Genomic DNA, 18,999 nt, shown 5'->3' with positions numbered 1-18,999 from the left:
GTGCCTGCTGGCATAGTCGCCCCGTGTCGTTCAGTACCCGCATCGAAGTCCGGGTGTCCGATCTGGACCCGCAGTTGCACGTCACCGGCGCGGCCTATCACCAATTCGCCGACCATGCGCGGTTCGCGTGCGTCCAGGCGGCCGGCGTCTCGGTCGACGAACTGATCGCGTCGGGTCTCGGGCCGGTCAACTTGGAGACCGTGCTTCGCTTCCAACGCGAACTACGCGGTGGCGACACGGTGGACGTGTCGTGCGCATGGCAGTGGGGGCAGGGCAAGACCTATCGGGTCGAGCACGTCCTGACCCGGCCCGACGGGGTGGTAGCCGCGACGGTGACCAACGTCAGCGGCTTGCTCGATCTGACTGCCCGGCGCTTGATCGCAGATCCCGCGCGACAGTGGGCGGCGCGCGCGAAGCATCCGGAGTTGCTGGGTTTGCCGGGCGTTTCGGGACGAGCGGCGGTGCTCGGCGGATAGCCCACCGTGTCGCTGGACGGCGAAAGGGCAAGACTCCGCTAGACTCTCGAACAATTGTTCGTGTCCGGGAGAGGGGTTGTCGTGCGGGTGATGGGCGTCGACCCCGGACTCACCCGATGCGGCCTCAGCATCGTCGACGGCGGGTCGGGGCGGAAGGTCACCGCCGTGGACGTCGACGTGGTGCGCACGCCCGGTGACATGGATCTGGCCCATCGCCTGCTCGCGGTGGCCGACGCCGCCGAACGCTGGATGGACGCCTACAGGCCGGGGGCCGTCGCCGTCGAACGCGTCTTCGCCCAGCACAATGTCCGTACCGCCATGGGCACCGCGCAAGCGGGCGGAGTGATCGCGCTGGCCGCGGCACGCCGTGGGATCCCGGTCGCCTTCCACACACCGAGCGAGGTCAAGGCAGCGGTCACCGGCAACGGCAGCGCGGACAAGAAGCAGGTCACCGCGATGGTCACCCGCATCCTCGCCCTGCCGGCCGCGCCCAGACCGGCGGACGCGGCGGATGCGCTGGCGCTGGCGATCTGCCATTGTTGGCGGGCGCCGCTGCTGGAACGGATGGCCGCGGCGGAGGCCACGGCGGCCGCGGCGCAGCGCCGGTACATCGAACGGCTGGCCGAACAACGGAAGGCGGTGCGCGGGTGATCGCGTCGGTACGCGGTGAGGTGCTCGAGATCGCCCTCGACCACGCGGTGATCGAGGCGGCCGGCGTCGGCTACCGGCTCAACGCCACCCCGTCCACCCTGGCCGGGCTGACCCGCGGCGAGGAGATCAGGCTCTACACCGCGATGATCGTCCGCGAGGACTCGATGACGCTCTACGGTTTCGCCGACACGGAGGCCCGCGACCTGTTCGGTCTGCTGCAAACCGTCTCCGGCGTCGGCCCTCGCCTCGCGATGGCGGTACTGGCGGTCCTGGAGCCCGAGGCGCTGCGCAAAGCGCTGGCCGAGAGCAACGTGACGGCGCTGACCCGGGTGCCCGGCATCGGCAAGCGCGGCGCCGAGCGCATGGTGGTGGAACTGCGGGACAAGGTGAATCTCGTTCCGGTGCCCTCCGGTGCGCCCGGATCGACGTCCGTCGCGGTGGGCACGCCGGTGCGCGATCAGGTCACCGAGGCGCTCGTCGGTCTCGGTTTCGCCGCCAAGCAGGCCGAACAGGCGATCGACGCGGTGCTGGCCGACCAGCCGACCGCCGACACCTCCGCTGCCCTGCGCGCCGCGCTCGGCCTGCTCGGCAAGAACAGGTAAGGCGTCATGGACCACCACGACGAACCCCCCGAATCCCAGGTCAGCGCGAGCTATCTGAAGTCCGACGGCGAGATCGAGGCCAGTCTGCGCCCGAAGTCGCTGGACGATTTCATCGGCCAGCCCCGGGTGCGCGAACAGCTCGCCTTGGTGCTGCGCGGCGCCAAACAGCGCGGCGGCACGCCGGACCACGTCCTGCTCTCCGGCCCGCCGGGTCTCGGCAAGACCAGCATGGCGATGATCATCGCCACGGAACTGGGCACCGCCCTGCGGATCACCTCGGGTCCCGCGCTGGAGCGGGCGGGGGACCTCGCCGCCATGCTCAGCAACCTGGTCGAGGGCGACGTGCTGTTCATCGACGAGATCCACCGGATGGCCCGTCCCGCCGAGGAGATGCTCTACCTGGCGATGGAGGACTTCCGGGTGGACGTGGTCGTCGGCAAAGGGCCGGGAGCCACCTCCATTCCCTTGGATATCGCGCCGTTCACCCTGGTCGGCGCCACCACCAGGTCCGGGGCGCTGACGGGCCCGCTGCGCGACCGCTTCGGTTTCACCGGGCACATGGACTTCTACGAGCCGGGGGAGCTGCTGCGCATCCTGCAACGTTCGGCGCACATCCTCGGCGTCGTCATCGACGAGGAGGCGGCGGCCGAGATCGCGGGCCGCTCGCGCGGCACGCCCCGCATCGCCAACCGGCTGCTGCGCCGGGTCCGCGACTACGCGGAGGTGCGTGCCGACGGCCGGATCACCCGCCCCATCGCGCAGGCCGCGCTGGAGGTCTACGACGTGGACGTGCTCGGTCTCGACCGTCTCGACCGGGCGGTGCTCGACGCGCTCGTCCGCAGTTTCGGCGGCGGCCCGGTCGGGGTGTCCACCCTCGCCGTGGCGGTGGGGGAGGAGGCCGCGACCGTCGAAGAGGTATGCGAACCGTTCCTGGTGCGCGCGGGCATGGTCGCGCGCACTCCCCGTGGCCGGGTGGCCACGGCTGCCGCCTGGGAGCACCTCGGCCTGGTTCCACCGCCCGACCTCGTCTTCGGCTCCATCGAAGTGCGCGGTCGCGAGCCGCATCCCACCCTCGACCTCTTCGAATGAACCGCGCCGTCGGCGCGACCGGGTAGCCGGTCAGTAGCGATGGCGCAGTGCGGCCGCGACCAGGTCGAGGAAAGCGTCGACCTCGTCGCGTTGATAGCCGCGAGTGCCGAGGCGGGCCTCGGTGAAGCGAACGGTCCGGACGTCGTCGATGGTCAGGCTGCCCGGGCCGCCGTGCGCGAGGGTCGCGGCGACCAGGTCGAGAAACGCGCCCACCTCTTCCTCGTTGTATCCGCGCCGCCCGACCGGGGCCTGGGTGAAGCGCATGCGACGCACGTCGTCAGGGGTGAGCATGGGATGGCCGTTGCCGTTCGCGGCAGGTACCGGCCGGACGCCGCGCTGCCGGAACTCCAGCTCGGTGCGCAGCTGATCGAGATATTCGTCGACCTGGTCGGCGCGATAGCCGCGCTGCCCGAGGCGGGGCGGGTCGAAGCTGACCCGGCGCAGCTCGTCCGCGGCGAGCGCGCCCTGTCCGGCCAGGGTCGCGGCGACGAGTTCGAGGAAGGCATCCACCTCGTCGGCGTGGTAACCGCGATGCCCGAGCGTCGGCGCCGCGAATCGGATGCGGCGCACGTCCTCCGGGGTCACAGGCGACATTCTGTCAGGCTCGGCGCGCCGGACCGCTCGGAAGGAAAGTTTCGGATTTCCCTGGCCTTTTGCGAACAAGGGCCGTCCCCCTGGCGAAGCGTCGGATCAGTGCGCCTCACCCTAGCGCCCGGTGGTGGTGTCAGGGGGATTGCCGGGCCGCTCAATCCTTGCGAACGCCGTCCACGAGCAAACGGCGGATCGCCTGGTTGAGTCCGGCGATCTCGGCCTCGTCCGGTTCCCGCAGCGAGTGCACGATGCCCGCGATCAGCATGCCGGTCACCGCGCGCGCGGTGTTGCGGGTGTCCAGGTCGGCGCGCAGGTAGCCCAGCTCGACACCGTGGTCGAGATAGCCCGCGGTGAGCGCGTCGGCGGTGTCGAGCAGTCCGTACAGCCGCTGGGTGAGTTCGTCATCGATGCCGGTGGCGTGGAACAGCAGCAGCTGGGCCACCCTGCGGTCGGCGAGCAGGATCTCGGTGAGCGCGCCGCCGATGCGGTCGATCTGGGCGCGGTACTCGTCCAGGGTGGTGGCCGCGTCCGGGGCGTTCTCGGTGCCGAGGGCGGCGATGATGCGCGCGGCCAGATCGTCGATCACGTGGTCGATGATGTCGCGCTTGTTGCTGAAGTACCGGTAGAAGGTGCCGTGCCCGATGCCTAGATGCCCCGCGATGTCGGCGATGCCGGTGGCGTGATAGCCCTTTTCGGCGAAACAGACGAATGCGGTGTCGATGATCTCCTGGCGCAGTTCGGCTTTCCGTCGCTCGGCACGCGTGGATGGCTTCGTCACCTAGCCGATGATACAGTCGTCACAAGCGGAATGATGCGTCATTCCGTGATATGTGGTTCAGCTAGCAGGAGGTTCGGTGTGGCGCCTCAATACGACGCGGTCGTGGTCGGTGCGGGGTTCGGGGGCATGGGGGCGGGCATAGAGCTCGATCGGCTCGGTCTGAGCAATTACGTCATCCTGGAGCGGGAGGACGATCTCGGCGGCACCTGGCACGTCAACCACTATCCGGGTCTGGCGGTCGACATCGCATCGGTCACCTACTCCTACTCGTTCGAGCCGAATCCGCACTGGTCGCGGCTGTTCGCGCCGGGCGCGGAACTGAAGAAGTACGCCGAGCACGTAGCCGAGAAGTACGGCCTGCGCCGCCGGATGCGCTTCGGTACCCTCGTCGACGGCGCGCGCTGGGACGACGAGCAGCAGCAGTGGGTCGTCTCCATCGCGGGCGGGGAGACCATCACCGGCCGGTACCTGCTCACCGCGACCGGGTTCCTCTCCCAGCCCTACACTCCGCCGTTCCCCGGCATCGATTCGTTCCAGGGCAAGATCATCCACACCACCGCGTGGCAGGACGACTTCGACCTCGCCGGCCGCAGGGCCGCCGTCATCGGCACCGGCGCCACCGCCGTGCAGCTGGTGCCCGAGGTGGCGCGGAAAGCGCAGGCACTGACGGTGTTCCAGCGCACTCCCATCTGGGTCGTCCCGAAGATCGACACCGCGATCCCCGTGCCGGTGCGGAAGCTCTTCGAACGGGTTCCCGCCACGCAGAAGGCCGCGCGGCTGGTCAACACCAGCCTGCTGGAGGCACTGATGGTGGTCGGGGTGCTGCACTTCAAGCAGGCCAAGCTGATGAACAAGGGGGCGGCCGCGCTGGCCAAGGCGCATCTGCGGGCGTCCGTGCGCGACAAGCAGACGCGCAGGCAGCTGACGCCGCACTACGATTTCGGGTGCAAGCGGCCGACCTTCTCCAACCACTACTTCACCACGTTCAACCAGCCGCACGTGCGCCTGGAGACCAACGCGATCGAGCGCGTCGAGCCGGACGGCATCGTCACCGCCGACGGGCACAAGACCGAGATCGACACGCTGATCCTGGCCACCGGCTTCAACCTCTGGGACGTGAACTTCCCGGCCATCGAGATCATCGGACGCGACGGCGTGAATCTCGGAAAGTTCTGGCGGGACAACCGTTTCCAGGCCTACGAGGGCATCACGGTGCCGAAGTTCCCCAACTTCCTCAGCCTCAACAGCCCCTACTCCTACAGTGGTCTGTCGTACTTCACCACCATCGAGGCGCAGATGAAGCACATGGGCCGATTGTTCGGCGAGCTGCGCAGGCGGGGCGAGCACACGTTCGAGGTCACCGAGCGGGCCAACGCGGCGTTCCTGGAACGAGTCACCGCCAAGCTCGGTTCGTCGGTCTTCTACGGCGGCGACTGCGCCACCGCGCGCAGCTATTACTTCAACCAGCACGGCGAGGCCGCCCTGTTGCGGCCGACCAGCACACTCAACGCGCACCGCGAAGCGGTCAGCTTCCCGTTGGACGACTACGTCTACGGCAAGACCGCCTGACCCGCGGGTCACATCGCACACGAGTCAGCCCGCCGGAGCGTGTTCCGGCGGGCGAGTCGGCGTGTGCGGGGAAGTTGTGGCTGTCCAGCGGGTGTGCGGGTGTGGCGTCCGCGCGACGAACTGGCAGACTGTGTGGGTACTTGTCCATCCCATCCACAACACTAGGGACTGACTTCGACGATGGAACTGCTGTTTCCGCTGCTACTGGTAGCCCTGCTCGTGCCGATGTTCCTCGGTGTCCGCCGTCAGAAGCGGGAGGCCGAGAAGGTCGCGAGCATGCAGGACAACCTGAAGATCGGCGATCAGGTCATCACCACGTCGGGTCTGTACGGCACCGTGGTCGAACTCGACGACACCACGGTCGACCTCGAGATCGCCGAGGACGTGGTCACCACGTGGCTGCGTCAGGCCATCCGTGAGGTGCGCACCGACGACGCGGTGAACACCGACGCGACCGGCGCGGATGCCACGAACTCGGACGACTCGGACGCGACCGCCGCGGTCGAGGAATCCACCGAGCAGACCGAGACCCGCCTGACCAAGGACTGATCGTTCCGGTTGTGCCCCGCTCGCCGGATGTCGCCGCGGCCCTCCGTCCGCGCACCCGGCGCAGCTGGCGCCTGCCTGCTCGTTCCATCCTCGACTTCCCGCCTAGGAGATGACGTACTGTGCCACCCTCCCAAGGATCGGCGCACCCGCTCCGGCTGCTCGGCGTCTATGCCGCGCTGCTGGCCGTGGTCTATGCGCTGGTGTTCTTCACCGGTGACAAGTCCCCGACGCCCAAGCTCGGCATCGACCTGCAGGGTGGCACGCGGGTCACGCTGTCCGCGCGCACGCCGGACGGCAGCAAGCCGAGCCAGGACAGCCTGAAGAAGGCGCAGGACATCATCGAGAACCGGGTGAACGGGCTCGGCGTCGGCGGGTCGGAAGTCGTCATCGACGGCGACAACATCGTGATCACCGTGCCCGGCGACGACGGCCAGCAGGCGCGCGCGCTGGCCACGACCGCCAAGCTCTACATCCGTCCCGTGCTGCAGGCCGTGCCCGCCACCGGGCGGGGTGCGACCCCGCAGACCACGCCGGGAACGCAACCCGCGCCCGCCGCGCAACCGGAGACGCCGGAAGCGACGCAGCCCGCGACGCCGGAGACGACAGAGGCGACGCAGCCCGTTCCGCAGCAGCGGGTGTTCCCCGCCCAGCAGCCGACCCAGCCGCCGACCGAACCCAACCTGACGCCCACCGAAGAGGCCACCAGGGAGATCCAGGCGGCCAAGGCGGTGCGGCAGAGCACCGACCCGGCTGTGCAGCAGACCGCGCTGGCCACCCTGGACTGCGCGAAGGCCGATCCGCTCACCGGCAACGACGACCCGGCGCTGCCGCTGGTGACCTGCTCGACCGACGGCACCGAGGTCTTCCTGCTGGACAAGAGCCGCATCGACGGCCAGGAGATCAAGGACGCCACCTCGGGTCTGAACCAGCAGCAGGCCAGGCACGAGGTCTACTTGGACTTCAAGTCCGGCGGCAGCGACGCGTGGGCGGCGCTCACCGGCGAGTACGTCTACAAGCGAGTCGCCTTCGTGCTCGACTCGAGGGTGGTCAGCGCGCCGGTCGTGCAGCAGGGCCCGCAGCAGGGCGGCCGCACCCAGATCTCCGGCAACTTCACCGCGACGTCGGCGAAGGAACTGGCGAATACGCTGAAGTACGGCTCGCTGCCGCTGTCGTTCCAGACCTCCGAGGCCGAGACGGTCTCCGCCACGCTCGGCCTCTCGTCGCTGAAGGCAGGCTTGCTGGCCGGTGCGATCGGCTTGGCGGTGGTGCTGCTCTACTGCCTCGTCTACTACCGGATGCTCGGTTTCGTCACCGGCTTGTCGCTGGTGGCCTCCGGCTTGGCCGTCTACGGCATCATGGTGCTGCTCGGGCGCTGGATCGGCTTCACGCTCGACCTGGCAGGCATCGCCGGTCTGATCATCGGCATCGGTATGACCGCCGACTCGTTCGTGGTGTTCTTCGAACGCATCAAGGACGAGATGCGCGAGGGCCGCAGTTTCCGTTCCGCGGCGCCGCGCGGCTGGCAGCGCGCCCGCCGGACCATCCTGTCCGGCAACGCCGTCAGCTTCATCGCGGCGGCCGTGCTGTACGTCCTGGCCGTCGGCCAGGTGAAGGGCTTCGCGTTCACCCTCGGTCTCACCACCATCCTCGACGTGGTGGTGGTGTTCCTGGTCACCTCGCCGCTGGTGCTGCTCGCCTCCCGGACGGCGTTCTGGTCCAAGCCGTCGGTGAACGGCCTCGGCGCGATCCAGCAGGTCGCCCGCGAGCGGAAGGCGGCCGCGGCCGCCCTCGGGAAGGCGTGAGGACGCGATGACCAACAGCCACACCACCCCCTCGCTCGACAAGCCGGGCGCCACCGAGATCACCGACGTGTTCGAGGCGGTCACCGAGTCGCGGCCCTCCGAGCACAGCTTCTTCAACCGCCTCTACACCGGTACGGGCGCGGTCGACGTCATCGGCAAGCGCCGGATGTGGTATCTCATCACCGCCGTGATCGTGCTCATCTCGCTGGGCAGCATCATCTTCCGCGGCTTCAACTTCGGCATCGACTTCGAGGGCGGTTCGCGCATCCAGTTCCCCGCCGGGAACGCGACCACCACCGAGGTGGAGGACGTCTACCGCAGTGCCATCGGCACCGACCCGGTTTCGGTGCAGACCGTCGGCACGGGCGGGTCGGCCACCATGCTGATCCGTTCCGAGGCGCTGGACCAGCGGCAGGTGGAGGCGGTGAACAACGCGTTGTTCGCGGAGTTCCAGCCGAAAGACAAATCCGGGAACCCCAGCCTGGCGGCGATCAGCACCTCGGACGTCAGCGAGACCTGGGGCAGTCAGATCACCCGCAAGGCGCTCATCGCGCTCGCGGTGTTCCTCGTGCTCGTCGCGGTCTACATCGCGGTCCGCTTCGAGCCGCACATGGCGCTCGCGGCGCTGGCGGCGATGGCGTTCGACGTCAGCGTCACCGCGGGCGTGTACTCGCTCGTCGGTTTCGAGGTCACCCCGGCGACGGTGATCGGCATCCTGACCATTCTCGGCTTCTCGCTCTACGACTCGGTCGTCGTGTTCGACAAGGTCGAGGAGAACACCCACGGTATCCTGCACCTGACCAGACGCACCTACGGTGAGCAGGCCAACCTCGCGGTGAACCAGACGCTCATGCGATCGATCAACACCGCTCTGATCGGCATCCTGCCGATCGTCGGCCTGATGGTCATCGCGGTCTGGATGCTGGGCGTCGGAACCCTCAAGGACCTGGCGCTGGTGCAGCTGGTCGGTCTGCTGGTCGGCACGTACTCCTCGATCTTCTTCGCGACTCCGCTGCTGGTCTCGATCAAAGAGCGGTGGGGACCGGTGGCGGCGCACACCAAGAAGGTGCTGGCCAAGCGGGCAGGTGCGGCGAGCGCCCGCGCGGGCATCGCGGCCGAGCGCCGGGCCGGCATGGCGGCGGGACGGGACGTCGAGGAGACTCCGCGCCGGCAGCGTCCGGCCGGGCAGACGCCGCGGCCGGGCGCGCGCCCGAGCGGAAAACGGCACAAGAGGCGGAACTGACACCAGGCAGGGGGTTTGATGCGACAGCCACGCAGGGCGGTACGTCTGATCGGAGCGCTCGTTGCGGGCACGGTGGCCGCCGGGCTGATGGTCGGCTGCTCCAGCAAGAACCAGGTGCCCTCCATCGGTTACGCGACCGATGCCACCATCGCCACCTACAACGGCGGTAGCACGCTAGGGGCGAGTTCCGGCTCGCCCGCGGTGTTCTCCCGTGTGCTCACCGGCTTCTTCTACACCGGTCCGGACGGCCAGCAGGTCGCCGACACCGATTTCGGCACCGCCAAGGAGGTGCCGGGCGAGTCGCAGACCATTCAGTACCGGCTCAACCCGGACGGCGTGTATTCCGACGGCGTGCCGACTTCGTGTGACGATCTGGTGCTGGCCTGGGCGGCCCGCAGCGGGCGGTACACCAAACCGGGTGACCGGGGAACCGTTCCGCTCTTCGACGCCGCGAGCACCAGCGGCTACGCCGACATCGAGCGGGTCGACTGCCAGCCCGGCTCCCGGGATGCCACGGTGGTGTTCCGGCCCGGTCGGCGTTACCAGCCGTGGCGCAACTTGTTCACGGCGGGCGAGCTGATGCCTGCCCACGTCGCGGCTCGTGTGGCGAACGTGCCCAACGTCGTGTCGGCGTTGCAGACCGGCGATCCGAGCGCCCTGGGCCGGATCGCGGAGTTCTGGAACACCGGGTGGCTCATCTCGGCCGACGGCAAGCTGGACCTGACCCGGTTCCCGTCCTCGGGCCCCTACCGCATCGAATCCTTCGGCAGCACGGACGGTCTGGTGCTGGTGGCCAACGAGCGGTGGTGGGGCAACAAGCCGGCGACCGGGCGGATCGTGGTGTGGCCGAAGACTTTCGACTTGAAGAAGAAGGTCGGCGAGAACGCGGTCGGCGTACTCGACATCGGCGCGAACTCGGTGAAAGACCTGAGCCTGGGGGGCTTCTCGGTGCAGACCGTGCCCGGCCGGGGCGCCGAGCAGTTGGTGCTGACCACCGGCGGAGTGTTCTCCTCGGTCGAGGCGCGCCGGGCGTTCGCGCTGTGCCTGCCGCGACAGACGCTGTTCGACAATCTGGGCAAGGTGCCGGACGCGCCGAAGACGGGGCTCGGCTCCGGCCCGCTCAACGCGCACGTCGTGCAGCAGGACGCGCTGTTCTACCCGGCGGTCATCGCCGCGTCGAACAAGTACTCCGGCGGCGACGTGGCGAACGCGACCAGGGCCGTGGCGGCCTCCGGTGCGCCGAACCCGACCGTCCGCATCGGTTACCTGGCTCCGGACGATCGCCGCGCGCAGACCGTCGCGATGATCGCCGATGCCTGCAAGCCGGCGGGCATCACCGTGGTGGACGCCGGTTCGCCCGACTTCACGCCCGTCCGGCTCGCCGAGGGCAAGGTGGACGCCGTGCTTGGCAGCACCGGGTCGGCGCCGGGTCCGGCGGGCTCGCTCCCGGGAGTCACCGCGACGAGTGCGTTGCGCACCGGTAGCGGGCTGAATGTCGGTCGCTTCGGCAACGGCCGCTACGATGCGATCACCGATCAGCTCGCGGCCGAGGACAACTCGGGCGCGCAGCTGAATCTGCTCATCGAGGCCGAGAACCTGCTGTGGGCGGAGCTGCCGAGCATCCCGTTGTTCGCCACCCCGCGCACGATCGCCTTCGGTAAGGGGCTGCGCAATGGGATCGCCGCCCCCAACCAGGCCGGATCCGGCTGGAACATGGACCGGTGGGTGCTCGAGCGGTGACAGACGGTGTGGGTGATGTGATCATGGAGAGGTGTCGATGAGCAAGCACGCGGCGATCGAATCCGCGGACGTGGCGGCCGAACGGACCACCAAAGCCGCCGAGGTGGTCGACCGTTTGACCCGTTGGCACGACGACTTCCCCACCGCCGGTGTTCGTTTCGCTGATCTCACCCCGGTGTTCGCCGACGCCGAAGGCTTCCGCGCGGTGGTCGACTGCCTGGCCTCGTGCGCGCCCGACGCCGATCTGGTGGCGGGCGTCGACGCCCGCGGCTTCCTGCTCGGCGCCGGTGTCGCCGCGTCCCTCGGCACCGGCGTGCTCGCTGTCCGCAAGGCGGGCAAGCTGCCGCCGCCGGTGATCAGCCGGGAGTACAGCCTCGAGTACGGCACCGCCGCGTTGGAGATTCCCGCCGACGGCATCGACCTGTCGGGTCGCCGCGTTCTGCTGCTGGACGACGTCCTGGCCACCGGCGGCACTCTCGCCGCCGCGGCCGAGCTGTTCAAGCAGGCGGGCGCGGAAGTGGCCGCCGCGGCGGTCGTGCTGGAATTGAGCTTCCTCGGCGGGCGCGCACGGCAGGGTGACTACCCGCTGACGTCGATCGTCGAGCTCTGAATCCGTTACGGGCCGAGCCGGCGCGTCGCTCGCGCCGGTCTTCGCGTGGCGGGAACCCGATGCTCCGGAGATCGCCGAACCAGCCCTTGCCGCAAGGACTTTCGTGGCTCCGCTCCGTCGAATGCGAGTTGGGCGTTGACGCGCGCCTGCCCCAGCCACTTCGAGCCTGAGCTGTTCCCGAACCGCGATCTGGTTGAGCGACTCGAAGCGAGTCCGGTGCGCAGGCGCGGCAGCTGCGGGGCAGTTGGACGAGGCGACCCCTGCGCTCCCTGTGGAAAGCCCTATCTGCCCGCATCGGCGCGTCGTGAGCGGACCGGAGGATGTCGTGTTCTCCGCCGACGGCCGGATCATCGCGGGAATCGCGGGCAGCGCCATTGCCGACGCGGAAGTGTGAGCGGAATTGCACTGGCGCAGCCGCCGCAGTTGTGTTTAACCTGTACAGGTCTTATTGCCGTTGATCGGAGTTCTGCCGTTGCTCTTCTGAGGTAGCCACACGTGCGGCCCGCATTTCGCGCGCCGTGTTTCGTCGCAACCTCCAGGAGCTTGGCATGACCAATCTGTCTTTTTCCGATCTCACTTTCGGCTGGCCGGACGGCACCCCCGTTTTCGAGGGGCTCGACGCGGTCCTCGGTCCCGGTCACATCGGCCTGGTCGGCGGAAACGGCGCGGGGAAATCCACGCTGCTGCGGTTGATCGCGGGGGAGTTGCAGCCCGCTCGCGGGTCCGTCACGGTCACCGGACATCTCGGGTATCTGCGCCAGGACATCGGCCTGGGCGCGGGTCAGCGCGTCGACACGGTGCTCGGCATCGCCCCGTTGCGAAAGGCGTTGCATCGCATCGAATCCGGGGCGGGCAGTGACACCGACTTCGACCTGGTCGGCAATCACTGGGACGTCGAGGAACGAGCCTTGGCGTTGCTGGCCCGGCTCGGCCTGCACTACGTCGCCGATTCGGTGCGGCAGCTCGACCGCACCCTGGACACCCTGTCCGGCGGTGAGACGGTGCTGCTCGGACTGGTCGCCGAGCTGCTCGCCGAACCCGACGTGCTGTTGCTGGACGAACCGACGAACAACCTGGATCAGGTGGCTCGCGCACGGCTCTACGAGGTGGTCGGGCAGTTCCCCGGCACGGTGCTGACGGTCAGCCACGATCGTGAGCTGCTGGAGCGGATGACGTCCATCGCGGAGCTGCGGCACGGCGAACTCCGGTTGTTCGGCGGGAATTTCAGCGAGTACGAGCGGATCGTCGCCGCGGAGCAGGAAGCGGCTCGCGCGGCGATCCGCGAGGCGCGCAGCGACGTTCGCAAGCAGGCGCGCGAACTCGTCGAGGCGCGCATCAAGCTGGACCGCAGGCAGCGGTACGGGCAGAAGATGTGGGACCAGAAGCGGGAGCCGAAAATCATCATGAGCGAACGCAAACGGCAGGCGCAGGTGTCGGCGGGCAAGCTGCGCAACAACCACATCGAGAAGCTCGACACCGCCAAGGAACAGCTCGAGCAGGCCAAGGAGCTGTTGCGCGACGATCGGGAGATCCGGGTGGAGCTACCGGATACCCGGCTGTATCCCGGCCAGGAGGTGCTCGAGCTGGACCGAGTCGAGCTGGCGTGCGGACCGACGGTGACCCTGCGGGTTTCCGGTCCCGAGCGGATCGCGCTGACCGGCCGCAACGGCGTCGGCAAGACGACGCTGCTGCGGCGCATCGCGCAGGAGGGGCCGAGGGTGCCCTGGCGCATGCTGCCACAGCGGCTGGACGTGTTCGACGAGCGGCTCTCGGTGTTCGAGAACGTGGCCGGTGCGGCGCCGCACGCGTCGGCGGAACGGATCCGGGCACAGCTGGCCCGGTTCCTGTTCCGCGGCACGGACGCCGATGTCGCGGCCGCAGCGCTGTCCGGCGGCGAGCGGCTGCGCGCGGCGCTGGCCATGTTGCTGCTGGCCGATCCGGCACCTCGGTTGCTCCTGCTGGACGAGCCGACCAACAACCTGGACCTGCCCAGCCTGGAACACCTCACCCAGGCGCTGGCCGGCTTCGAGGGCGCGCTCATCGTGGTCAGTCACGACCCGCGCTTCCTCGACGACATCGGGGTGACCCGGCGCCTCGAGCTCACCGCCGAGGGGTTGGAGGAGTCATCGGTGACCTGACGCGCCGTCAGTCCAGCAGCGCTGCCAGCCGCTTCGGGGCTACCACACGGTAACCGTCGTGGACGATCTCGGCGACTTCGTCCCAATCGGGTTCGACGTCCAGGCGTACCCCGATCCAGCCGCGATGCCCGACATAGGGCGGTACGAAGAACCGGGCGGCTTCGGCGGCGACCAGCTCGGCCTGCACGCCCGCGGGGGCCGGGCACCAGATCGTCGCGCCCGGCTCCCGGTGCCTGTCCTCCATGAAGTACGTGAACGCGGTCTTCGCGCGCACGAAGAAGGTGGGCGAGCCGTGGCTGGGCCGTTCGGTGCTCTCCGGTAGTTCCAGGCAGATCGCGCGAGTGCGGGCGAGCGGGTCCACCCGGGCAGCCTACGCGGGGCGGGCCGCCCGCCGCAGGACGCCGGGATGTCTCAGCAGGCCGGGCGCCAGCCGCAGGGCGAGATAGGTCGAGGTGAGCCAGGGCCGCAGGTGTGGCTGCAACGTGCGGATGCGGCCCTGTTCATCGAGTCCGAGCACCAGTGCTTCGGTCAGCCGGAACGGTCCGATCGTGGCGCCGGCGAGCAGGACGCGCCGCGCGCCCTCGCCGATCTCCTCGGTCCAGCGCAGGCCGGTGAGACTGCCGTAGGCCGCCGAGAGCAGTACGCGCAGGTCGTCTCGGCCGCGGAACACCAGCCGGCCCGACAGCGGCGAGACCAGCTCGGCGTCGGGCGCCAAGACCCTGGTCAACGCGTCGATGTCACCCGTCTCGGTCGCTCTGCGGAATTCGGCGATCGTCTCGGACATGTGCTCACCCCTTCGCTCGTCGATCGATCCGAACCTAACGCAAGTCACTTGCGAAAAGCAACGGACTAGACTGGGCGGATGCCCAAGGCCGCCTTTTCCGACATCGTCTGCTCGATCGCGCGCACGGTCGACGCGATCGGCGAGCGCTGGACGCCGCTGATCCTGCGCGACCTGTTCGTCGGGCTGCGCCGCTTCGAGGATCTCCGGCGCGATCTGGGCATCGCGTCCAACGTGCTCGCCGCTCGCCTGGACGCCCTGCAGGAGCACGGCATCGTGGAAAAGCGCGCCTATCAGTCGAATCCGGTCCGCTACGAGTACCTGCTCACCGAACGTGGGCGTGACCTGTATCCGGTGCTCACGATGTTGATCACCTGGGGTGACAAATGGCTGGCAGGCACTGAAGGTCCGCCCGCCGTCGTGGTCCATCGGGGGTGCGGGCGAGCGACTTCCGGTGTGGTGGTGTGCCGGGAATGCGGCGAGCCGCTCACCGCGGACGACGTTCGGTGGCTGCCCGGTCCGGGTGGCCGGCCGGGGCCGGGAACGATGCTGATCGGCGGCTTGCTCGAAGCCGGAGGCGACGCCGGCTGATCCGGGATTCCCCGCAGCGCCGAACCGTGTCGACGCGGGAATCCGCGAGTGGTGCCGGTGTGCGCGCTCCCCGCCGGTCGAGCGCCGGCGCCCCTTGACCGCCCATGTTTTGGTCGGATAGACTAAAACAAAGAGAGGACGTGATCACTTGGGATACGGACACTGGGACGACTCGGCTTACCACGCCGCCAAAACCTTCCGCGCCGCCCGCGGCCTCGATGATTTCGGTTACACCGCCCAGCTGCGGGCCGAGTCGCACGCGAATTGGCGGGCGCATCCGATGCTGGACCCGCTCGGGGTCACGGTGCGCGAATGCCGGGATTCGGCCGAGCACGGCAACTCGCTGCCCATCGCCGTGCTGTTCGACGTCACCGGGTCGATGGGCCGGGTGCCCCGGATCATGCAGGACAAGTTGGGCACCTTGCACGGGGTGTTGCGGCGCAAGGGATATGCGGAGGATCCGCAGATCCTGTTCGGCGCCATCGGGGACGCGGATACCGACCGTGTGCCGCTCCAGATCGGTCAGTTCGAATCCGACAACCGGATGGACGAGCAGCTGCGCGCCGTCTTCCTGGAGGGCGGCGGCGGAGGGCAGAAGTCCGAAAGCTACGAGCTGGCCGCCTATTTCCTGGCGACGCGCATCGCGACCGACGCTTGGGAGAAGCGGCGCAAGAAGGGGTACCTGTTCCTGATCGGCGACGAGCTGAACAAACCGCGGCTGGCTTCCCGCCACATCCGCGCGATCATCGGAGACAGTGTGCGGCAGGACATCTCGGTGGAATCGGTGTACCGCGAACTCGCCGAACGCTGGCACGTGCACTACATCCTCCCCGACCAGTCGAGCTACTTCCACGACCCGGAGATCGCCGAGCACTGGCGCGGGCTGCTCGGCCAGAACTTCCTGCGCCTGGACGACCCGGCCGCGGTGTGCGAACTCATCGCGCTGACGATCGGCTTGGCGGAAGGGCGCGTCGACCTGTCCGACGGACTGGCGGACCTGCGCGACGTCGGCTCCGTGGCCGAGGCCGCGTCGGTCGGCAAAGCGCTCGGCGCGGACGGAGGGCGACCGCGGGCGTTGCCGCGTGGCCGTGGCTGAAACCGGGCCGGCGATGGCCGGATCGCACATCATCGTGGTGGATCTCGGTTTCGGGGACGCGGGCAAGGGAGCGACGGTCGACTGGCTCTGCGCCCCCGAGTCGGGATTCGACGTGGCCGCCGTGGTCCGGTTCAACGGCGGCGCGCAGGCGGCGCACAACGTGATCACCGACGGGCGGCAGCACACCTTCGCGCAGTTCGGATCGGGGACGTTCGCGGGCGTGCCCACCTTGCTGTCGCGGCACATGCTGGTCGAGCCGATCGCGCTGGCGGCGGAGGCGCGCGGGCTGGCCGCGCTGGGCGTCCGCGACCCGCTGTCGCTGTTGCGGATCGACGGGCGCGCGTTGCTCACCACGCCCGTCCACATCGCCGCCAACCGTGCTCGCGAGGATGCGCGAGGTCGCGCGCGGCACGGTTCGTGCGGGCGCGGAATCGGCGAGACCGCGGGATACGCGCTCGCGCACGCGGCCCCGACGGTGTCGGATTGCCTGCACCCCCTGATTCTGCGGCGCAAATTGCGGGCGCTCGCGGCGTTCTACGCGCCGCTGATCGCCGGGAGCGACCATCGTCACGAACCGATCGACGATCTGGTCGAGATGTACCGCGAGTTCGCCGCGGCGGTAGCCATCGTGGGCGACGATCAGCTGGCCCGGTTCGCACGGCGGGGCCGGGTGGTGTTCGAAGGCGCCCAAGGCGTTCTGCTCGACGAGTGGCGCGGGTTCCATCCGCACACCACGTGGTCGACCGTCGAGCCGCGCAACGCGCGGGCCATGCTCGCCGCGATCGGCGCGTCCGGTTACGTGCTCGGTGTCACCCGGACCTATCAGACCCGCCACGGCGCCGGTCCGTTCCCAACCGAGGATTCCGGCCTCGACCTGTCCGAGCCGCACAATACGGCGGGCCGCTACCAAGGCGCGTTCCGTCTCGGGCACATGGACACGGTGCTGCTGCGCTACGCCGTCGAGGTGTGCGGCGGCGTCGACGGACTGGCGGTCAATCACCTCGACATGCCCGGCACACGGTACGCCGCCACGGCTTACACCGTGGGCGGTGTGGTCGTGGACGCGCTGCGCGCCGGACGCTGGCAGGACTTGGACCACCAGCGAGAGCTGACGGGTTTGTTGTCGCGCGCCGAGCCGATCCTGGCCGAATTACCCGCCGACCCCGTGCCGTGGCTGGCCGGGACATTGGGCGTGCCGGTCGTCCTCACCGGTCACGGCCCGGACCGCCGGCACCGCATCCGCACGGCGTATCCCGCCGCGGCGTGACTCATCCGTGGTGGCCCACCGTGACACGGTCCACGCGCCGGGCGGACGGTCGGGCAGGATGGGTGGCCGTGGAGCAGTCCGTTGTGTCGGTGGATGTCGTGGCGTTGCGGTTCTGGGACGAAGACGGTGCGGTGCGGTTCGGGATCGCCCCCCGCGCGCGGGAGCCGTTCGCGGGGCGATTGGCCCTGCCCGGTGTGCTGCTCGGACGAGGGGAGCGGCTGGCAGTCGCGGCACGGCGCGCGGTGCGCACCAAATTGGGTGTGCCGGAGGCCGCCATCGGGTCGGTGGGGCAGCTGGTGACCTTCGACGAACCGAACCGAGACCCGCGCGGACCGACGCTGTCGATCGCTATGTGGGCGGTGGTGGGTCCGCACGAGGGACCGGCGCGCTGGACCGGGTTCGACGAGGTGCCCGAGTTGGCGTTCGACCACGATCGCATCGTCGCGGTGGCCCGCGGCGTCCTGACGCGGCTGCTGTGGAAGGACCTGCCGTTCACCCGCGCCCTGCTCGGCGCGGAGTTCCCCGCGACGAGGGCGGTGGCGGCCACGGCCGCGCTGTCGGGAACTCGTCCCGACCCCGCGAACCTCAACCGCACCCTGGCGGCCATCCCCGGCTTGGCGCGCACCACCGAACGGCGTCGCGTCAAAGCGACCGGCCGGCCCGCCGCGGTGTGGGCATTCGGGGTGGAAGAGGCGGATGCGATGGCGTAGTCGAGGTGGTCGGCCGATCGCGGGCACTCGGATCAGCGACGTGGCGCGTACATGATGACGGCCACGCCGACGAGGCACACCGCCGCGCCGAGGTAGTCCCAGCGGTCGGGACGGAACTTGTCCACCAGTACGCCCCACGCCAGCGAGCCCGCCACGAAGACACCGTCGTAGGCAGCGAGGATGCGCCCGAAGTGCGGGTCCGGCTGGAAGGTCGCGACGAAGCCGTAGGCGCCGAGAGCGAGGACGCCCGCGGCGATCCAGACCACGCCGCGCTGCTCGCGCCAGCCCTGCCAGACCAGCCAGGCGCCGCCGATCTCGGCGAGCGCGGCGAGGGCGAACAGCAGCAGCGAGCGAGCGACCGTCATGGCGGTGACGGTACTGCGCCGGTGCCGGCCGGACGGCGCGCGCCCGGAACGACCTCGTAGACCGCGTAGCTGCGCCCGAGGACCGGATAGGAGACGTTGCGCACCGGCACTCCGCCCTGCGTGCGCCCGAATTCCGTGCCGCCGTGGGCATGCCCGTGGACGGCGAGCAGCGCGCCGCCCGCGTCGACCGCTCCGGCCAGCTCATGGCAGCCGAGCCCCGGGTAGATCCTGGGCGGTTCACCGGCCAGCGTGTCCAGGACAGGCGCGAAATGCGTCAGGGCGACACGGTTGTCGCAGTCGATCAGGTCGAGCGCCTGGCGCAGACGCAGGGCGTCCAGCGGACCGCGGCGC

The 18,999-nt window shown here is 69.4% G+C and carries 22 protein-coding genes; 16 read left to right on the top strand and 6 right to left on the bottom strand.

The window, feature by feature from the left end:
• The 4 genes from ON27_RS16985 to ruvB form a co-directional block, all read left to right on the top strand.
• Positions 1 to 476, top strand: a 476-nt coding sequence (locus ON27_RS16985; RefSeq protein WP_306306952.1) for an acyl-CoA thioesterase, incomplete at its 5' end; no start/stop codon positions are given.
• A gap of 81 nt (positions 477 to 557) precedes the next feature.
• Positions 558 to 1,127: a crossover junction endodeoxyribonuclease RuvC gene (gene ruvC / locus ON27_RS16980; RefSeq protein WP_043727683.1), complete on the top strand. Its 570-nt coding sequence runs from the start codon at positions 558 to 560 to the stop codon at positions 1,125 to 1,127.
• A complete protein-coding gene (gene ruvA / locus ON27_RS16975; protein WP_043727682.1) occupies positions 1,124 to 1,729 on the top strand; it encodes a Holliday junction branch migration protein RuvA in 606 nt (201 codons plus the stop codon). Before ruvC ends, ruvA begins: the two co-directional genes overlap by 4 nt.
• Positions 1,730 to 1,735: 6 nt before the next feature.
• Positions 1,736 to 2,818: a Holliday junction branch migration DNA helicase RuvB gene (gene ruvB, locus ON27_RS16970; RefSeq protein WP_043727680.1), complete on the top strand. Its 1,083-nt coding sequence runs from the start codon at positions 1,736 to 1,738 to the stop codon at positions 2,816 to 2,818.
• Positions 2,819 to 2,848: 30 nt separating this feature from the next.
• On the opposite strand, the gene ON27_RS45390 is transcribed toward ruvB, so the two are convergent.
• A complete protein-coding gene (locus tag ON27_RS45390) occupies positions 2,849 to 3,412 on the bottom strand; it encodes a DivIVA domain-containing protein (protein ID WP_051046693.1) in 564 nt (187 codons plus the stop codon).
• 151 nt (positions 3,413 to 3,563) lie between these two features.
• Positions 3,564 to 4,187 (bottom strand): TetR/AcrR family transcriptional regulator, encoded by a 624-nt coding sequence (locus ON27_RS16960; protein WP_043727674.1) that lies wholly within the window; start codon positions 4,185 to 4,187, stop codon positions 3,564 to 3,566.
• 78 nt (positions 4,188 to 4,265) lie between these two features.
• Between ON27_RS16960 and ON27_RS16955 the strand changes: the two genes are divergently transcribed.
• From ON27_RS16955 to ON27_RS16925, 8 genes are all read left to right on the top strand, one after another.
• Positions 4,266 to 5,756, top strand: a complete 1,491-nt coding sequence (locus tag ON27_RS16955; protein ID WP_043727671.1) for a flavin-containing monooxygenase — start codon at positions 4,266 to 4,268, stop codon at positions 5,754 to 5,756.
• 180 nt (positions 5,757 to 5,936) lie between these two features.
• Entirely contained in the window at positions 5,937 to 6,305 is a 369-nt protein-coding gene (gene yajC / locus ON27_RS16950; protein ID WP_043727669.1) for a preprotein translocase subunit YajC, read from the top strand.
• Between the two features lie 119 nt (positions 6,306 to 6,424).
• The gene (secD, locus tag ON27_RS16945; protein ID WP_043727665.1) at positions 6,425 to 8,107 is read left to right on the top strand and encodes a protein translocase subunit SecD; all 1,683 of its coding nucleotides are present in this window, start codon (positions 6,425 to 6,427) and stop codon (positions 8,105 to 8,107) included.
• A 7-nt stretch (positions 8,108 to 8,114) separates the two neighbouring features.
• The gene (secF, locus tag ON27_RS16940; RefSeq protein ID WP_043727662.1) at positions 8,115 to 9,350 is read left to right on the top strand and encodes a protein translocase subunit SecF; all 1,236 of its coding nucleotides are present in this window, start codon (positions 8,115 to 8,117) and stop codon (positions 9,348 to 9,350) included.
• An 18-nt stretch (positions 9,351 to 9,368) separates the two neighbouring features.
• A complete protein-coding gene (locus ON27_RS16935; protein ID WP_043727659.1) occupies positions 9,369 to 11,090 on the top strand; it encodes an ABC transporter substrate-binding protein in 1,722 nt (573 codons plus the stop codon).
• Positions 11,091 to 11,127: 37 nt separating this feature from the next.
• Positions 11,128 to 11,700 carry an adenine phosphoribosyltransferase gene (locus tag ON27_RS16930; protein WP_051046692.1) on the top strand — a complete coding sequence of 191 codons (573 nt, stop codon included), beginning with the start codon at positions 11,128 to 11,130 and terminating at the stop codon, positions 11,698 to 11,700.
• A 304-nt stretch (positions 11,701 to 12,004) separates the two neighbouring features.
• Positions 12,005 to 12,094, top strand: a complete 90-nt coding sequence (locus ON27_RS46150; protein ID WP_506330632.1) for a hypothetical protein — start codon at positions 12,005 to 12,007, stop codon at positions 12,092 to 12,094.
• Positions 12,095 to 12,248: 154 nt separating this feature from the next.
• On the top strand, positions 12,249 to 13,838 hold the full coding sequence (locus tag ON27_RS16925) for an ABC-F family ATP-binding cassette domain-containing protein (protein ID WP_043727656.1): 1,590 nt from the start codon (positions 12,249 to 12,251) through the stop codon (positions 13,836 to 13,838).
• Positions 13,839 to 13,845: 7 nt separating this feature from the next.
• Here ON27_RS16925 and ON27_RS16920 read toward each other — a convergent pair whose 3' ends face one another.
• Both ON27_RS16920 and ON27_RS16915 read right to left on the bottom strand, forming a co-directional pair.
• Complete coding sequence (locus ON27_RS16920; protein WP_043727654.1) at positions 13,846 to 14,199, bottom strand: MmcQ/YjbR family DNA-binding protein; 354 nt, start codon at positions 14,197 to 14,199, stop codon at positions 13,846 to 13,848.
• Between the two features lie 9 nt (positions 14,200 to 14,208).
• A complete protein-coding gene (locus ON27_RS16915; protein ID WP_086007496.1) occupies positions 14,209 to 14,622 on the bottom strand; it encodes a nuclear transport factor 2 family protein in 414 nt (137 codons plus the stop codon).
• A gap of 78 nt (positions 14,623 to 14,700) precedes the next feature.
• Between ON27_RS16915 and ON27_RS16910 the strand changes: the two genes are divergently transcribed.
• The 4 genes from ON27_RS16910 to ON27_RS16895 all read left to right on the top strand — a co-directional run bounded on the left by ON27_RS16910 (position 14,701) and on the right by ON27_RS16895 (position 18,283).
• A complete protein-coding gene (locus ON27_RS16910) occupies positions 14,701 to 15,210 on the top strand; it encodes a winged helix-turn-helix transcriptional regulator (RefSeq protein ID WP_043727651.1) in 510 nt (169 codons plus the stop codon).
• A gap of 148 nt (positions 15,211 to 15,358) precedes the next feature.
• Positions 15,359 to 16,306 (top strand): hypothetical protein, encoded by a 948-nt coding sequence (locus tag ON27_RS16905; RefSeq protein WP_043727648.1) that lies wholly within the window; start codon positions 15,359 to 15,361, stop codon positions 16,304 to 16,306.
• A 13-nt stretch (positions 16,307 to 16,319) separates the two neighbouring features.
• Entirely contained in the window at positions 16,320 to 17,573 is a 1,254-nt protein-coding gene (locus ON27_RS16900) for an adenylosuccinate synthetase (RefSeq protein WP_043727696.1), read from the top strand.
• Positions 17,574 to 17,641: 68 nt separating this feature from the next.
• Complete coding sequence (locus ON27_RS16895) at positions 17,642 to 18,283, top strand: NUDIX hydrolase (protein ID WP_043727692.1); 642 nt, start codon at positions 17,642 to 17,644, stop codon at positions 18,281 to 18,283.
• A 32-nt stretch (positions 18,284 to 18,315) separates the two neighbouring features.
• On the opposite strand, the gene ON27_RS16890 is transcribed toward ON27_RS16895, so the two are convergent.
• Together ON27_RS16890 and ON27_RS16885 are read right to left on the bottom strand one after the other, a co-directional pair.
• Positions 18,316 to 18,648: a YnfA family protein gene (locus ON27_RS16890; RefSeq protein WP_043727644.1), complete on the bottom strand. Its 333-nt coding sequence runs from the start codon at positions 18,646 to 18,648 to the stop codon at positions 18,316 to 18,318.
• Positions 18,645 to 18,999 (bottom strand): metallophosphoesterase family protein (locus ON27_RS16885; protein ID WP_169334513.1); only part of this gene is annotated, 355 nt, incomplete at its 5' end. The genes ON27_RS16885 and ON27_RS16890, both read right to left, overlap by 4 nt.

The sequence above is a fragment of the Nocardia asiatica NBRC 100129 genome (genome assembly GCF_000308415.1).
Taxonomy (GTDB): domain Bacteria; phylum Actinomycetota; class Actinomycetes; order Mycobacteriales; family Mycobacteriaceae; genus Nocardia; species Nocardia asiatica.
The sequence above is the reverse complement of the archived record's forward strand: the minus strand, read 5'-3'. Positions and strand labels throughout refer to the sequence as shown.